Genomic DNA, 14,560 nt, shown 5'->3' on the forward strand with positions numbered 1-14,560 from the left:
CGGTAACCGACTGATAACGGAAGAATTGTTATCAGAACGCCGGCCTTCTGAACAGCGACCAGGTTCAGGAAAGCGAGCCAGGTCCGGCCCGGCTCAGCCGCCCTGCTGCAGCCATTCCCGGGGGCTCGCGCCCACCTTGCGGCGGAAGGCCCGCGCCAGGGCCGAAGGGCTTTCGTAGCCCACCTCGTCGGCGATCAGGGCGATGGGGCGCCCTTCGCGCAGCCGCTTCTGCGCCAGGCTCACGCGCCAGCTCACCAGGTAGTCCGCCGGGGTGATGCCCACCACCTCGCGGAACTGCGCGGCGAAGCTGGCGCGGGACATGTTCGCCGCTTCGGCCAGCTCGGCCACCGACCAGGGCTTGGCCGGGCTGTCGTGCATCCGGGTGATCGCCCGCGCCAGGCGCGGGTTCGCCAGCCCCGCCAGCATGCCGCCGGAAATGCCATCGGTATCCATCAGGTGCCGCAACAACTGGATGACCATCAGCTCGAACAGCCGGTTGAGGATGGCTTCCTTGCCACAGTCGTCGCCAAACGCTTCATTGAACAGCCAATCGACGATACCGCCCACGCTGGGCACGGCGCCGAGGGGCAACAGCATGTGCGCCGGCAGTGCCCGCGCCAGCGGGTTGTCGATGCCCCCGTCGAAATCCAGGGTCGCGCACACCAGATCGGCGCGGTCGGCCTCGCTGGCAGTCAGTCGGTGGGCGTAGGGCCTGCCGATCAGCACCAGGCTCGGCACTTCGATGGCGATGCTGCCGCCCTCTTCCGAATCCAGCGTCGCGCGCCCGGAGCGCAGCAGATGCACATAGCCACGGGGTTCGTCTGCCCCATACGAGGCGACGCCGCAGAACCTGCCGCTCTGGAAAGTCGAGGCATGCAGGCTGAAGTACCCCAGCAGTGCTGACAGTCGGTCCATGGACGGTCCCTCACATTTAGACGATCTGTTGCATAACCTGGACTATTTGAATCCAAAGCGCCAGTCCATTTCCGTAGCATCCACTCCAGGCTTCAACGACAGACCCACTCGCCACCTGATGGAGAATCGCCATGACCCGCATCACCGCCCTGCCTCTGGATCAAGCGCCCGCCAGTACCCGCCCGACCCTGGAGTCGGTGCAGAAGGCCCTCGGCTTCGTCCCCAACCTGTTCAAGACCCTGGCCCACTCCCCCGCCGCGTTGAACGGCTACATGGCGCTGTCCCAGGCCATGGCGAGAAGCGCCCTGAGTGCGGCCGAGAAGGAGACCGTCGCCCTGGCGACCTCCCAGGCCAATGGCTGCGACTACTGCCTGGCCGCTCATGCGCAGTTTGCCGGCAAGGCTGGGCTGGATGCGGGGCAAATCCGTGCAGCGCGTGACGGTGAACTCAATGCCGTGGCGGTGTTCGCCCGCCAGGTCACCGAAAGCCGAGGCCGGGTGACCGACGACCAGCTGGCGGCGGCCCGCGTGGCTGGCCTGGATGACGCGAAGATCGTGGAGATCATCGCCCAGGTCGCAGTGATGACCCTGACCAACTACCTCAACAACGTCGCCTCCACCGAGGTGGACTTCCCTCCGCTGGCTGACTGAAGCCACCCACGCAGGAGAACGACCATGAACCCGGTCACGATGTACACCACCAGCCACTGCCCCTACTGCCGGAATGCCAAGGCCCTGCTGGCCCGCAAGGGTGTTGCCGCCACCGAGATCGATATCGAGTCCAACCCTCACCTGCTGCTGGAGATGATGGGTAGGACCGGGCGCCGCACGGTGCCGCAGATCTTTATCGGCGATCGCCATGTTGGCGGCTTCGACGATCTGGCGGCGCTGGAACGCCAGGGCGAACTGACAGCGCTGCTGGCCCGCTGAAACGACACGGCGGAGATGAAGCTGCTTCATCTCCGCCGCTTTTCCATCCCTGCAGAAAGTCCGATCCTGCCTAGCCCAGTTGATCGATCATCACTGCGTTGGTGTACACCAGGCTGCCGTCGCTTTCCCGATGCCCCACCAGGTGGAAGTGGCCGCGCTCGTCACCCTTGCTGAGGTAGACGCGGAACTGCAGGTCCGAGAGCGTGCCGCACTCGGAGGGCGTGACCAGTTCCATGTGTTCCATGTCGGCGTCGAACATCATGTCCGGCTCATGGGTCTTTTGCAGTCTCTCTTCCGCCTCTTCGAGCCGCAGGTGGTCGGCGTCGTTGACGTGGAAGTGCAGCTCCCCCATCGGAATGGACTTTTCCGCACCCTGGGGTTTGCACCAGCTTTTAATGGTCAAGGTATTCATCAGACAACCTCCTGACATGGGGCGTTGCCGCACCAGATGTTCAATCAGCAGTTTAGACAAAGCCCGTTGGGAGAATGCGTCAGTGAACGCCCAAAGCCTTGCACTGCAAGGGCTTCAGGCGTTCGCAAAAGTTTCAGATGCTATAATTTCCCAGTGAAAGAACCATGAATTTTCACTCATGGTTCGAACATAACCAGCAGGCATAAACCCAGCTGTTGCAGGAGACCGCATACCACTTCGAACAAGAATCCGGAGGTGTGTCATGAATCGGCATTACTACATCAGCAACAACCTCGATGACCTGGAAACCCTCGAATCCGAACTCGAGGCCAACGGCATCAATACCGAGCAGATCCACGTGCTGAGCGACAAGGATGCCGATGTGGAACAGCACCATCTCCACGATGTGAATTCCTTCATGAAGCAGGACGTCGTCCACTCCGGTGAGATCGGCGCGGTGATCGGCGTGCCGCTGGCCGCCTTGGTCCTCCTCGGAGCCTGGCTGGCGGGCTGGACCGAGACACCGGCAGGCTGGGTGCCGTTCGTGTTCCTGGCCATCGTCGTACTGGGCTTCTGCATCTGGGAAGGCGGGTTCTTCGGCATCCAGGTGCCCAATGCCCACTTCCGCAACCTGAAGGAAAGGATGAAGGAAGGTGAACACATCTTCTTCGTCGATGTGGAGCCGGATCAGGAATCCATTCTCGACCGCGTCATCACCCACCACCCGCAACTGCAGCTGGCCGGCACGGGCTCGGCCTCACCGCACTGGATAGTCGCCTGGCTGCATCGCTGGCATCAGTTCAAACGCACCATCTAACCCCCTCCCCATCCCTCTCCCACAAGGGAGAGGGATGATCCCGGCGCACCCTACCGGATCAGCCTCATCCTGCTGGCCGGGCGTGGTTTCCCAGGCTCGGATGGATACGCTCCCACGATGGATCGACGCCCTACTGCCCCAGGAACATTCCCCGGCTGATGAACACATAGTCCGCCTCGGCGACCATCAGCCCCACCAGCACCAGCAGACACAAGGGCGGTACCAGAATGGCGTAGACCAGTGCCAGGCGCTCCCAGGCCATGTGCATGAAGATCGAGACGATCAGCCCCGCCTTCAGCAGCATCAGGATGACGATCATCGACCAGCGGAAGTACCCGGTGAAATGGAAGTAATCCACCAGGTACGACAGGGTGCTGAGGACGAACAGCAGCCCCCATATCTTGAGGTACAGGCTGATCGGGTGTTGCTGACCTTCCGCGTGCGCCATCTCATCTCTCCCCTGCTCTACCACAGGTAGAAGAACGCGAAGATGAATACCCAGACCAGGTCCACGAAGTGCCAGTAGAGCCCAGTGATCTCGACGATCTGGTAGTTCCCGCGCTTCTCGTAGTCCCCCCGCAGCACCTTGAACGCCACGATGCTGAGATAGATCACCCCCACCGACACGTGAAGCCCGTGGAAGCCGGTGATCATGAAGAAACAGGCACCGAACTGCGCCGCCCCCAGGGGGTTGCCCCAGGGCCGCACGCCTTCGGCGATCAGTTTGCTCCACTCGAAGGCCTGCATGCCGACGAAGGTGGCGCCGAAGGCCGCGGTGGTCAGCATCAGCGCCGCGCAACGTACGCGGTCGCGGCGATAGGCGAAGTTCACCGCCATGGCCATGGTGCCGCTGCTGCTGATGAGCACGAAGGTCATGATGGCGATGAGGATCAGCGGGATACTCGCGCCACCGATGGTCAGCGCGAAGACCTCGCTGGGATTGGGCCAGGTTGCCGTGGTGCTGATGCGCACCGACATGTAGCCGGTGAGGAAGCAGGAGAAGATGAAGGTGTCGCTGAGCAGGAAGATCCACATCATCGCCTTGCCCCAGGGCACCTGCTTGAAGGCGTCGCGATCCGAGGACCAGTCCTGCGCTATGGCACGCCAGGGCGATGGATTGGGTGATGTATTTGCCACCTGGGGCTCCCGTGTCGTGATGGCCATGGCATCACCTCAGCCCGCAGAAGGCCGCGATGGCCTGGTAGGTTTCCGGCGTGCTGGTGAGCACCGCGAAGAGCACCAGCCACAGCCCCAGCAGGTAGTGCCAGTAGAAGGCACAAAGCGCCATGCCGGTCCGCAACCGTTCACCCGGCCCAAAGCGCAGCATGCGCCGCGCCACCATCGCCCAGGCCACCAGGCCGCCAGCCAGGTGCAGGCCATGCAGGCCGGTGAGCAGGAAGAAGAAGCTGTTGGCGGGGTTGCCCGACACCTTGAACCCCCAGGCCGCGAACTCTTGCCAGACCCAGAGCTGGCCACCGAGGAAGGCCACAGCGAACACCCCGCCAAGCAGGAACGCCAGTGTGGCATCGCCCGCACGCTCGCGGTCCATGGACACCTTTGCCCATTGCAGGCAGGCGCTGCCGACGCCCAGCAATGCGGTATTCACCCAGAGCATCCAGGGATGGGCCAGGGGTGCCAGCGGATCGGTCAGCGGGCGCCAGTCCGACACCTGGGAACGGGCGATGAAGGCCAACAGGAACAACAGGAACAACGACGTCACCACACCAAGGAAAACGCCCAGGCCGATCCTGGCGGTGCGGTCCCGATCCTGGATCGGCGCTTCCGGCTGCTGGGCCTCGCCCGGACTCCAGCCACCCGTCCCGTCGCCGTTGGCATGCTTCCAGAGTGGCGTGTTCATGGCCGTTTCTCCGCAGTCGTCGCGTTGCCATTGGCTTCGCGCAGGCGCTGCAGTTCCTCTTCCGACACCGTCTGCGGCACGAAGTCCTGCTCCACGCCAGGCACGCTGTAGTCATAGGCCCAGCGGTGCACCACCGGCAGTTTCTCTCCCCAGTTGCCGTGCACCGGCGGCGTGTCCGGGGTCTGCCATTCGAGGCTGGTGGCCTTCCACGGGTTGCCTCCGGACGGGCGCCCCTTGAACAGGCTCCAGGCCAGGTTGAAGAGGAACAGCAACTGCGCCGCACCGACGATCAGCGCCGCCACCGTGATGAAGGCGTTCAGGTCCTGGGCCGATTGCGGGATGAACTGGTAGTCCGGGTAGGCGTAGTAACGCCGCGGCATGCCGAGGAAGCCCAGGTAGTGCATGGGGAAATAGATGGCGTAGGTGCCGAGGAAAGTGATCCAGAAGTGCAGCTTGCCGATCCGGTCGTCGAGCATCCGCCCGGTGATCTTCGGGTACCAGTGGTAGATGGAGCCGAACACCACAAGGATCGGCGCCACCCCCATCACCATGTGGAAGTGCGCCACCACGAAGTAGGTGTCCGAGAGTGGGATGTCGACGATCACGTTACCGAGGAACAGCCCGGTCAGGCCGCCCACCAGGAAGGTGACGATGAAGGCCAGGGCGAAGAGCATCGGCACCGTCAGGTGGATGTCGCCATGCCAGAGGGTCAGGGTCCAGTTGTAGACCTTGAGGGCCGTGGGCACGGCGATCACCAGGGTGGTGATGGCGAAGAAGAAGCCGAAGTACGGGTTCATGCCGCTGACGTACATGTGGTGCGCCCAGACCACGAAGCTGAGCACGCCGATGGCGATGATCGCCCAGACCATCATGCGGTAGCCGAAGATGTTCTTGCGGGCGTGGGTGCTGATCAGGTCCGATACCAGGCCGAAGGCCGGCAAGGCGACGATGTACACCTCCGGATGGCCGAAGAACCAGAAGAGGTGCTGGAACAGGATCGGGCTGCCGCCCTGGTGGTCCAGCGGCTGCCCCATGGAGATCAGCGCCGGCATGAAGAAGCTGGTACCCAGCAGGCGGTCGAAGAGCATCATCACCGCGCTGACGAACAAGGCCGGGAAGGCCAGCAGCGCGAGGATGGTCGCCATGAAGATGCCCCACACCGAAAGCGGCATGCGGAACAGCGTCATGCCGTGGGTGCGCGCCTGCAGAACCGTGGTCACGTAGTTCAGGCCGCCCATGGTGGCGGCGACGATGAACACCGCCAGGGACACCAGCATCAGCACGATGCCCCACTCGGTACCCGGCGTGCCCTGGGTGATGGCCTGGGGTGGATAGAGGGTCCAGCCCGCTCCGGTGGGCCCGCCCGGCACGAAGAAGCTGGCCAGCAGGATCAGCACCGAGACCAGGTAGAACCAGTAGCTGAGCATGTTGACGTAGGGGAAGACCATGTCCCGCGCACCTACCATCAGCGGGATCAGGTAATTGCCGAACCCACCCAGGAAGAGCGCCGTGAGCAGGTAGATCACCATGATCATCCCGTGCATGGTCATAGCCTGGTAGTAGGTGCTGGGGTCCATGAACTCCAGGCTGCCGGGGAAGCCGATCTGCATGCGCATCAGGCCGGACAGCACCAGGGCGATCAGGCCGACGAAGATCGCGGTCAGCGAATACTGGATGGCGATGACCTTGTGGTCCTGGCTCCAGATGTAGCGGGTCAGGAAGCTCTTCGGCTCGTGCAGTACATCAGCTTCAGCGTGCTCGACATGGGCCATCGGACTACCTCCGTAAGGTCGGAGTCCCTCTGGGTTTACGGCGCCTGTTCCTGGTTCGTGGCGTCGGGATTCGCCCTGGACTTGATGAAGGCGATCAGTGCGGCCAGTTCCTGGTCGCTGGGGGTGAAGGCCGGCATCACCGGCGCGAACCCCTGGACGAGCTTGGCGGCGGGAGCCCGTACGGACTCCTCGAGGTAGGCGTCGTCCGCCTCGACCTGGCTGCCATCGGCCAGGGTCACGCGGTGTCCATACAGGCCTTGCCAGCTGGGGCCCACGCCCTTGCTGCCGTCGAGGCTGTGGCAGGCCAGGCAACCGAGGGACTGGGCAAGTCGCTGGCCCTGCCCCACGGCGTCGCCCCCCGCCCCGGAAGCGCCCTGCGCAGACTGCCCGGCAGCGCTCAGCGACTGGATGAAGGCGACCAGGGCGGCCAGTTCATCCTGGGTGAAAGTATAGGGCACCATCACCGGCGGAAAGCCCTGCACCAGCTTGGCCCTGGGATCGAGGATGGACTCCCTCAGGTAGGCCTCATCCACCTTCACGCTGCTGCCGTCCGCCATCTTTTCCTCGCGGCCGTAGAGGTCTTGCCAGCCCGGCCCGAGACTCTCGCTCCCATCCTGGCTGTGACAGGCACGACAGCCGTGGGTTTCCGCCAATTGCCGGCCCTTCTCGGCCAGGCCGCCCTGGTCCGACTTGCCGGCGCTGGCCAGGGTCTGGGCGAAGGTGGGCTGCGCGGCCAGCCACTGGTCGAAGGCCTGCACCGGCTCGACCCGCATCATCCCGCGCATGTTGAAGTGCCCGACCCCGCAGAACTCGGCGCAGAGGATCTCGTACTGGCCGGCCACCGTCGGGGTGAACCAGAAGTGCGAGACCATGCCGGGGACCATGTCCATCTTTCCGCGTATCTGCGGGATGTAGAAATTGTGCAGCACGTCCTTCGAGCGCAGCAGCACCTTCACCGGGCGGTCCAGGGGCAGGCGCACCTCATTGCTGCGGATCAGTACATCGTCCTGTCCGAGCGGATCGCCAGGGTCGAGCCCAAGGGGGTTGCCCGCGTCGACCCACTTCACGTCGGCACGGCCAAGCTGGCCGTCCTGGCCGGGAAAGCGGAAGGCCCACTGCCATTGCTGGGCGACCACTTCCAGAGGGTAGGCATCCTTCGGAACCTGGACGAAATCGCTGTACACCACCAGCCCCGGCGCCAGCATGCCGATGATGCCGATCGAGGTGGCGACGATCAGCCACAATTCCAGCTTGCGGCTCTCCGGCTCGTAGCGGGCGCGCCGGCCTTCACGGTGACGGAAGCGGATGATCGCCACCACCATGAAGCCGACGATGGCAATGAAGAACACGCCGCAAATGACCAGGGTGATGAACAGCGTGGTGTCGATGGAGCCCCAGTTGGACGCGGCGGGCGTCAGGTGCCAGGGCGCCAGGAGGTGGAAGAGGATGGAAACGACAACGATGAGACCCAAGATGATTGCAATCGCCATGTTCCCGTCGCCTCGTTCCGGATGCTCGTGCGCGGGTGCTGCGTGCGACGGTCATCGGCAGTGCATGTGCTTCACGTTCCGGCCTCCGGCCGTGCCGGAAGTTCGGTGCCTGTCCCCCAAATGGCAAAGTTGGTGGCAAGTATAGTCGCTGGCGTCGACCTGCCTGCTCCTCCGGGTCTATCTCCAGCCGAGCGCCGGGTTACACTCCGGCGCTCATAGATGAACGCAATAAGCTCATTTCCTTCATCTATCAAAAGACCGTTCATAACTTTTTCAGAAAAGGGACTTGCCCGTGGAGAACGATCGTTCTACCATCACTCGCATGGACAGCAAATCAACTTCCGAAGTCAGAGAAAAACTACTCGAAACCACCGAGGACCTGATCTACAGGAATGGTATCCACGCCACCGGCATGGATCTCCTGGTGAAGACTTCCGGTGTTTCGAGAAAGAGTATCTATAAGTACTTCGGAACCAAGGACGAACTGGTAGCAGAGGTATTGAAAAGGCGCGATGAGCGCTGGATGGACTGGTTCAGGACAGAAGTCGAAAGGGCCGAAACTCCCGAGGCGCGACTGCTGGAGATTTTCAGCGTGCTCAAGGGCTGGTTCGAGTCGAGCGGCTTCAGGGGCTGCGCCTTCATCAATACCGCAGGTGAAACGGGTGATCCGCAGGACCCCGTGCGCCTGGTTGCCAAAGAGCACAAAGAGAAGTTGCTCGAATTCGTAAAGGAGATTTGCCAGCAATATGGCGCCGCTGATCCGGATGCCCTGGCCAGGCAGTTACTGGTCCTGATCGACGGAGCCATTACCGTTGCCCATGTTCTCGGTGATTTCAATTCCGCGGATAGTGCGAAGGAAGTGATGCGCACTCTCCTGGTGAAGTAAGAAAGTAATCGAGCGGGCAACTTCAAACTTTGAACCTCTATCTGTATTGGAGACTATCCATGTCCTCTAACGCTGAAGTTCGTCCGCCGCTTCCCCCTTTCACCCGTGAAAGTGCCATCCAGAAGATCCGCCTGGCCGAAGATGGCTGGAACAGCCGTGATCCCGAAAGAGTGTCCCTGGCCTATACCCTGGACACCAAGTGGCGTAACCGCGCCGAGTTCGCCAACAGCCGCGAAGAAGCCAAGGCTTTTCTCACCCGCAAATGGGCGAAAGAGCTTGAGTACCGCCTGATCAAGGAGCTCTGGGCCTTCACCGACAACCGCATCGCCGTGCGCTATGCCTACGAGTGGAAAGACGACTCGGGCAACTGGTTCCGTTCCTACGGCAACGAGAACTGGGAGTTCGACGAAAACGGCCTGATGGCCCACCGCTTCGCCTGCATCAACGACATGCCCATCAAGGAATCCGAGCGCAAGTTCCATTGGCCCCTGGGCCGCCGCCCGGATGATCACCCGGGCCTGTCCGAACTGGGTCTGTGACCAGGGGCCGGACAGGAATGTCCGGTCTTTATCCCCTTGCGTGGCACCCTAGGGTGTCGCGCTCCTTCATTGATCCTGTCTATGCCCACCGCTATGGAGACTTGGCTTTCCAGGGCGCTCGATAGACACCACCAATGAAGCGGTCATCAAAAGCGATTGGACGTAACGCATGGAGCGGACTTAGCTTTCGCACCACGAACCGCCTGGCACCCGCATCCGATGATCGTCCGTCCAAAACCCAACCTGCTGATTATCCTGACCGCACTGAAGGGCTCCATCGCGCGGCACATTGCCCTGCGCACCCTGCTGATCACCCTGCTCGCCTGCCTTATCGTGGTCGTCGAGCGCCTGCATCCTGACTGGTTCACTCGGATCAACGCCATGCCCTTCACCCTGCTCGGGCTGGCGTTGTCGATCTTCCTGAGCTTTCGCAACAACGCGTGCTACGACCGTTGGTGGGAAGGTCGCAAGGCCTGGGGCCAGATCATCATTGAAGTCCGATCCTTCATCCGCCAGAGCGTGGCCATCGACGATGCGCCCACGCGCGAAGCCCTGCTGCGCGAACTGTGCGGATTCGCCCATGCGCTCAATGCCCGGCTGCGCGGCGAGGATGAACTGGCAGCAGCGCGCCCGTGGCTGAGCGGCGCGCCCGATACCCATGGAATCAATACCAGTGACGGCCTGCTGCGGCGGATCGGTGGCCAATGCGCCCGGCTGGCCAGCCAGGGACAGATCAACGAGTGGCGCTACACCCTGCTCGAATCGCGCCTGTCCGGCCTCAGCTGCGCCCAGGCCACCTGCGAGCGGATCAAGAACACACCGCTGCCCTTCCCCTACACATTGCTGCTGCACCGCACCAGCTACATCTTCTGCCTGCTGCTGCCCTTTGCCATGGCCGGCGCCCTGGGCTGGCTGACGCCGATCATCACCATCATCGTCGCCTATACCTTCTTCGGCCTGGACGCCATCGGCGACCAGCTCGAAGACCCGTTCGGGCGTGATGAGAACGACCTGGCCACCGACTCGATGGTGCGCACCCTGGAGCGGGAAATCCTCGATGCGCTCGGCCAGCGTGACCTGCCTCCGCCGCTCGAACCAGTGGACCATGTCCTGACCTGATGCCGTTCAGGGCGCCACGTAGGGCTCGATGAACCAGCACCCCAGCAACTCATCCAGGCGCTTGCCGTCGCTCAGGCGGCGAAACAGTCCGGGCGTCATCCAGGGTGCGTGCCCATCCACGTTGGGCGCCCCGCGTCCGTCTTTCAGGTCCTGGATCAGCAAGGTCCGGGTCTCGAAGGAAATCCGCGTGAGTCCGCTGCTGTTGCCCACCCCTGCGTGAGCGTGGGCACCGGAGAACGCGATCAGCTCGCCGGGCTCGATCAGTACCGGCACACCCTGCTCCTCCGGTTCAGCCAGCAGATGGGGGATGGCTTCGTCTGCATCCACCGAGTTGCGCCCGTCGCGATGGGAGCGCTGCAGGATCGCCTGCATGTCGAAGCCCGCGCTGGTGTTCGGCAGCGGCCTTCGCCACAGGCCGGGATAGATCGCGAAGGTGCGCTCCTCCGTGATCGGGTAGATGGGCGCCCACCAGTTGGTCTGGCTGTAGAGATTGGAAGCCCAGGTGTCCCGGTGGAAGGCGATGGTGGCGGTGGTCCGCGCTCGGGACGTCGGCTGACCGGGTTCCTGGTGGGGCTGGAAGCGCAGATGCAAGCGGTCGCAGGCCAATCGCTCCGGGTAGAAGCCCATGCTTGCCAGCAATTCACACCACAGCCGCCGCACCTCGGGCGACGTCGCGAACTCCCGCTGGCACCGTTCGAAGCAACGCACCTGCTCGGCGTGAGACAAATGCAGATGAATCTCCTCCGGATGGAACGGCTGCAGCCGAGCCTCCAGCAGCTCCCGGCTGAAAGCCACCAGCGCTGCCATGTCCGGCGAGCGTTCGAAGCGCAGGATCTCCCCGGCGTAGATGCGGGACTGAAACACGTGGGGGTCGAAGGGCGTGGCGAGAGTGCTGTACATGGGACTCCATCCCGAAGGCGGCGGAATCTCGACTCTAGAAGCAGGTCACGGGCGAAAACAGCAGCAGAACCCGGTACGAAATACGGATCAGAACAAGGTCACCGAGGGCTGGTCGCCAGCGAGCCGGCAGCGGTTCCCCATCCGACCAGACTTGGCGATTGCCCAACCCATTTTTCGAGGACACCTGTCATGCCTGCCAAACCCAATATCCTGCTGGTACACGGTGCCTGGGGCGATGCCTCGCACTGGCGCTACCTGATTCCCCTGCTGCTCGACGCTGGGTACCCGGTCCGCGCGGTGCAGAACCCGCTCACCTCACCGGCCGACGAAGTGGCGCGCACCCGCAAGCTGGCCGAATCCCTTGGCGGGCCGACAGTGCTGGTGGGCCATTCCCATGGCGGCGCGGTGATCTCGGGAGCCGGACACGCGGCCAATGTGGTCGGTCTGGTATTCGTGGCCGCCTTCGCGCCGGATGAAGGCGACAGCCTGGGCGGCATCTTCGCCCGCGCCGAACCGCCGCAAGGCGCTGGCGGCATCCGCCCTGACGCGGAAGGTTTCCTCCGGCTGGCGGGCGACAGCTGCCACGCCAACTTCTGCGCGGACCTGCGCGAGCGCGACGCCCAGATCATGGCGGTCACCCAGAAACCCATCGCCGCGCGCTGCTTCGAAGACAAGGCCGGAGCGCCGGCCTGACGCGGCAAACCCAGTTGGTATCAGGTGTCATCGGGCGATCACATGATCCCGCCGGCTACCCAGGCCTGGATGGCCGAGCGCATCCAGGCACGTGAAACCATCACCCTGGATGCCAGCCACGCCTCGCTGGCATCGCGGCCCAGGGCGATATTCGAGTTGATCGATGAGGCGGCGAAATCGCTGTAGCCGCCCCTCACCCGTTCATGGGTGCATTGGGATTGTTGATCGCATACAGGTAACAGTCCGCCATGCTGTGGTCGCCTGCAAAGCTGGAGTAGCTGGCCGTGAAGGTCACGGCCAGTCCCAGGTGCTGGTAGACCCAGGAGTCGGTCACGCCCGGCGGGACTTCGGGCACCAGGTCACTGTCGTTGACTACCCGGTAGGTGGGTATGCTCAGGCCGTTGTAGTAAGCGGCAAAACTGGGGTCGACCACTCGGGGACTGGCGAAGTTGTAATGCTGCAGCGGCTGGTCCGGCCACTGGGTGTGCAGGTCGAGCACTGCCAGGCTGGACAGCGCGCTGCCCAGGCTGTGGCCGCAGACCCAGAGATTACCGCCGGGCTGAAGGCCGTCAACGGCCTGCAAGGCCTGATCGCGCAGGGACGTATAGAGCTTGAGGAAGCCTGCGTGCACCTGGCCTACCCCCGACTGCCAGGGGTAGGCCGATTGCTTGGCGTCCAGGTCGTCCACCCAGTCCTGTGCCGATTCGGTGCCACGGAATACCAGGTACACCGCGCCGGTCGGGTCCATGGCGGCAAAGCCGAAAGGCTCGGACTCGTTGATGTATTTCAGCTCGCTGAGAATGCTCCAGACCGGCGCGGAGAAACTCCACCCGCTCATGCTTGGCGCCTGCCAGTTGAAGTCCGAAGGCTTGCGCGGTTTGTCCTGTTGCAGCCATTGCTCGTACTGGTCGTAGGCCGCCTCCACCAGACCGGCGCATTGCAGGGCCTGGGACAGAGAAAACGCAGAGGGGAAGTACATCGGAAGACTGGGCATGATGGCCTCCTTGCCTGTGGGAATGGCTACCCACTCTAGACGATGCCCAGCCGACGTAAAGCCGCGCGCTGGCACGCGATGACCGCCGGCAATACCTTTACTCCTGTGCAGCCGTCACTAGAATCGCCTGAATCCTCGAACAGGATTCAGCAATGAAGCCCGTATCCGCCGCCGACCTGAACGTCTTCCTCAGCATCGCCGCCCACCTCAGTTTCAGCCGCGCGGCTGTCGAACTCGGGCTTTCCCCGTCTGCCCTGAGCCATGCCCTGCGCGCCCTGGAGGAGCGCCTGGGCGTGCGTCTGTTCAACCGCACCACCCGCAGTGTGGCCCTCACCGAAGCCGGCGAGCGCCTCTACTCCCGGATCAAGCCGGCGTTCCGCGACATCGACGACGCCCTGGAAGACCTCAACCAGTTCCGCGATACGCCGTCCGGTACCCTGCGCATCAATGCCGGCCGCGCCGCCGCGCAACTGGTGCTGCTGCCGCTGGCCAGCCGCTTCCTCGAGGCCTATCCGGATGTGACCCTGGAAATCTCCGCCGACGACGCCCTGGTGGACGTGGTGTCGTCCGGCTACGACGCCGGCGTGCGCTTCGGCGAACGGCTGGAGGCCGACATGGTGTCCCTGCCCATCGGCCCCTACCTGCGTTCGGTGGTGGTAGCGGCGCCAGGCTTCTTCGAACGCCATCCGGTTCCACAGAAGCCCGAGGACCTGCACGGCCTGCCCTGCATCCGCCACCGTTTCCCCAGCGGCAACTTCTACCGCTGGGAATTCGAGCGTGGTGGCATGCAACTGGAGATAGAAGTGGGCGGCCCGCTGACCCTGGGGGACGTGGGCCTGATGGTGGGACCGGCATTGCAGGGCGTGGGGCTGGCCTACGTGTTCGAGGAGATGGTCGCCGAACACATTGCCGAAGGCCGCTTGGTGCAGGTGCTCGGCGACTGGTGCCCCTACTACCCCGGCCTGCACCTCTACTACCCCAGCCGCCGACAGGTGCCAGCGGTGCTCAAGGCCTTCATCGACTTCGCCCGCGCCGCCCGGCAGGAGCAATGACCGCCAAGGGCGGTGCGCCTTCGCGAAGGGTGCGTCGTACATGCCAGCCCGTAGGGGGAAAATCGCGTCTTGTTTCCACCATTCGAATCTCACCCCGACTACCGGTGGTGGACCGGTGAAGCGTGGTCCACCCTACGCGACCGGTCAGGGTGCGCCGCGCGCACCGGGGCCCCGGCCGTTGTCG

16 protein-coding genes and 1 pseudogene are annotated in these 14,560 nt (G+C 63.5%); 8 read left to right on the forward strand and 9 right to left on the reverse strand.

Annotated elements, in window-relative coordinates:
* Positions 1-93: 93 nt before the first annotated feature.
* Positions 94-915, reverse strand: coding sequence for an AraC family transcriptional regulator (locus tag FXN65_RS14780; RefSeq protein ID WP_151133905.1), 822 nt, complete (start codon positions 913-915; stop codon positions 94-96).
* Between the two features lie 131 nt (positions 916-1,046).
* On the opposite strand from FXN65_RS14780, the gene FXN65_RS14785 reads away from it, so the two are divergent.
* The gene (locus tag FXN65_RS14785; RefSeq protein ID WP_151133906.1) at positions 1,047-1,565 is read left to right on the forward strand and encodes a carboxymuconolactone decarboxylase family protein; all 519 of its coding nucleotides are present in this window, start codon (positions 1,047-1,049) and stop codon (positions 1,563-1,565) included.
* A 24-nt stretch (positions 1,566-1,589) separates the two neighbouring features.
* Positions 1,590-1,844, forward strand: coding sequence for a glutaredoxin 3 (gene grxC, locus FXN65_RS14790; RefSeq protein ID WP_151133907.1), 255 nt, complete (start codon positions 1,590-1,592; stop codon positions 1,842-1,844).
* A 70-nt stretch (positions 1,845-1,914) separates the two neighbouring features.
* On the opposite strand, the gene FXN65_RS14795 is transcribed toward grxC, so the two are convergent.
* On the reverse strand, positions 1,915-2,256 hold the full coding sequence (locus FXN65_RS14795) for a hypothetical protein (protein ID WP_151133908.1): 342 nt from the start codon (positions 2,254-2,256) through the stop codon (positions 1,915-1,917).
* 262 nt (positions 2,257-2,518) lie between these two features.
* Between FXN65_RS14795 and FXN65_RS14800 the strand changes: the two genes are divergently transcribed.
* Positions 2,519-3,073, forward strand: a complete 555-nt coding sequence (locus FXN65_RS14800; protein WP_151133909.1) for a magnesium transporter — start codon at positions 2,519-2,521, stop codon at positions 3,071-3,073.
* 130 nt (positions 3,074-3,203) lie between these two features.
* On the opposite strand, the gene FXN65_RS14805 is transcribed toward FXN65_RS14800, so the two are convergent.
* Genes FXN65_RS14805 through FXN65_RS14825 form a run of 5 tightly spaced genes read right to left on the reverse strand, consistent with a single transcriptional unit; the run spans position 3,204 to position 8,193 of the window.
* Positions 3,204-3,521, reverse strand: coding sequence for a cytochrome C oxidase subunit IV family protein (locus FXN65_RS14805; protein WP_151133910.1), 318 nt, complete (start codon positions 3,519-3,521; stop codon positions 3,204-3,206).
* 17 nt (positions 3,522-3,538) lie between these two features.
* Positions 3,539-4,237, reverse strand: coding sequence for a heme-copper oxidase subunit III family protein (locus FXN65_RS14810; RefSeq protein ID WP_151133911.1), 699 nt, complete (start codon positions 4,235-4,237; stop codon positions 3,539-3,541).
* 4 nt (positions 4,238-4,241) lie between these two features.
* Complete coding sequence (locus FXN65_RS14815) at positions 4,242-4,931, reverse strand: cytochrome c oxidase subunit 3 (RefSeq protein WP_151133912.1); 690 nt, start codon at positions 4,929-4,931, stop codon at positions 4,242-4,244.
* Positions 4,928-6,703, reverse strand: coding sequence for a cytochrome c oxidase subunit I (ctaD, locus tag FXN65_RS14820; protein ID WP_151133913.1), 1,776 nt, complete (start codon positions 6,701-6,703; stop codon positions 4,928-4,930). The genes FXN65_RS14815 and ctaD overlap by 4 nt, the downstream gene beginning before the upstream one ends.
* A 35-nt stretch (positions 6,704-6,738) precedes the next feature.
* On the reverse strand, positions 6,739-8,193 hold the full coding sequence (locus tag FXN65_RS14825) for a c-type cytochrome (RefSeq protein ID WP_151133914.1): 1,455 nt from the start codon (positions 8,191-8,193) through the stop codon (positions 6,739-6,741).
* A 322-nt stretch (positions 8,194-8,515) separates the two neighbouring features.
* Between FXN65_RS14825 and FXN65_RS14830 the strand changes: the two genes are divergently transcribed.
* From FXN65_RS14830 to FXN65_RS14840, 3 genes are all read left to right on the forward strand, one after another.
* Complete coding sequence (locus tag FXN65_RS14830; protein ID WP_151138834.1) at positions 8,516-9,079, forward strand: TetR/AcrR family transcriptional regulator; 564 nt, start codon at positions 8,516-8,518, stop codon at positions 9,077-9,079.
* A 59-nt stretch (positions 9,080-9,138) separates the two neighbouring features.
* Complete coding sequence (locus tag FXN65_RS14835; protein ID WP_151133915.1) at positions 9,139-9,618, forward strand: nuclear transport factor 2 family protein; 480 nt, start codon at positions 9,139-9,141, stop codon at positions 9,616-9,618.
* 219 nt (positions 9,619-9,837) lie between these two features.
* The gene (locus FXN65_RS14840) at positions 9,838-10,737 is read left to right on the forward strand and encodes a bestrophin family protein (RefSeq protein WP_151133916.1); all 900 of its coding nucleotides are present in this window, start codon (positions 9,838-9,840) and stop codon (positions 10,735-10,737) included.
* A gap of 6 nt (positions 10,738-10,743) precedes the next feature.
* On the opposite strand, the gene FXN65_RS14845 is transcribed toward FXN65_RS14840, so the two are convergent.
* Positions 10,744-11,637, reverse strand: a complete 894-nt coding sequence (locus FXN65_RS14845) for a phytanoyl-CoA dioxygenase family protein (protein WP_151133917.1) — start codon at positions 11,635-11,637, stop codon at positions 10,744-10,746.
* 189 nt (positions 11,638-11,826) lie between these two features.
* Here FXN65_RS14845 and FXN65_RS14850 point away from each other — a divergent pair.
* Positions 11,827-12,516, forward strand: a pseudogene (locus FXN65_RS14850) (alpha/beta fold hydrolase).
* 7 nt (positions 12,517-12,523) lie between these two features.
* Here FXN65_RS14850 and FXN65_RS14855 read toward each other — a convergent pair.
* Positions 12,524-13,324: a lipase family protein gene (locus FXN65_RS14855; protein ID WP_151133918.1), complete on the reverse strand. Its 801-nt coding sequence runs from the start codon at positions 13,322-13,324 to the stop codon at positions 12,524-12,526.
* Between the two features lie 152 nt (positions 13,325-13,476).
* Here FXN65_RS14855 and FXN65_RS14860 point away from each other — a divergent pair, with 152 nt between their 5' ends.
* Positions 13,477-14,376, forward strand: a complete 900-nt coding sequence (locus FXN65_RS14860) for a LysR family transcriptional regulator (RefSeq protein WP_151133919.1) — start codon at positions 13,477-13,479, stop codon at positions 14,374-14,376.
* Positions 14,377-14,560: the final 184 nt, after the last annotated feature.

Origin of the sequence: Pseudomonas lalkuanensis, assembly GCF_008807375.1 — a bacterium.
Taxonomy (GTDB): Bacteria; Pseudomonadota; Gammaproteobacteria; order Pseudomonadales; family Pseudomonadaceae; genus Metapseudomonas; species Metapseudomonas lalkuanensis.

Bases quoted from the DNA above. Each gene is read 5' to 3' on its own strand.
- FXN65_RS14780 (WP_151133905.1), bottom strand. From the start codon at position 915: ATGGACCGACTGTCAGCACTGCTGGGGTACTTCAGCCTGCATGCCTCG.
- FXN65_RS14785 (WP_151133906.1), top strand. From the start codon at position 1,047: ATGACCCGCATCACCGCCCTGCCTCTGGATCAAGCGCCCGCCAGTACC.
- grxC (WP_151133907.1), top strand. From the start codon at position 1,590: ATGAACCCGGTCACGATGTACACCACCAGCCACTGCCCCTACTGCCGG.
- FXN65_RS14795 (WP_151133908.1), bottom strand. From the start codon at position 2,256: ATGAATACCTTGACCATTAAAAGCTGGTGCAAACCCCAGGGTGCGGAA.
- FXN65_RS14800 (WP_151133909.1), top strand. From the start codon at position 2,519: ATGAATCGGCATTACTACATCAGCAACAACCTCGATGACCTGGAAACC.
- FXN65_RS14805 (WP_151133910.1), bottom strand. From the start codon at position 3,521: ATGGCGCACGCGGAAGGTCAGCAACACCCGATCAGCCTGTACCTCAAG.
- FXN65_RS14810 (WP_151133911.1), bottom strand. From the start codon at position 4,237: ATGGCCATCACGACACGGGAGCCCCAGGTGGCAAATACATCACCCAAT.
- FXN65_RS14815 (WP_151133912.1), bottom strand. From the start codon at position 4,931: ATGAACACGCCACTCTGGAAGCATGCCAACGGCGACGGGACGGGTGGC.
- ctaD (WP_151133913.1), bottom strand. From the start codon at position 6,703: ATGGCCCATGTCGAGCACGCTGAAGCTGATGTACTGCACGAGCCGAAG.
- FXN65_RS14825 (WP_151133914.1), bottom strand. From the start codon at position 8,193: ATGGCGATTGCAATCATCTTGGGTCTCATCGTTGTCGTTTCCATCCTC.
- FXN65_RS14830 (WP_151138834.1), top strand. From the start codon at position 8,516: ATGGACAGCAAATCAACTTCCGAAGTCAGAGAAAAACTACTCGAAACC.
- FXN65_RS14835 (WP_151133915.1), top strand. From the start codon at position 9,139: ATGTCCTCTAACGCTGAAGTTCGTCCGCCGCTTCCCCCTTTCACCCGT.
- FXN65_RS14840 (WP_151133916.1), top strand. From the start codon at position 9,838: ATGATCGTCCGTCCAAAACCCAACCTGCTGATTATCCTGACCGCACTG.
- FXN65_RS14845 (WP_151133917.1), bottom strand. From the start codon at position 11,637: ATGTACAGCACTCTCGCCACGCCCTTCGACCCCCACGTGTTTCAGTCC.
- FXN65_RS14855 (WP_151133918.1), bottom strand. From the start codon at position 13,324: ATGCCCAGTCTTCCGATGTACTTCCCCTCTGCGTTTTCTCTGTCCCAG.
- FXN65_RS14860 (WP_151133919.1), top strand. From the start codon at position 13,477: ATGAAGCCCGTATCCGCCGCCGACCTGAACGTCTTCCTCAGCATCGCC.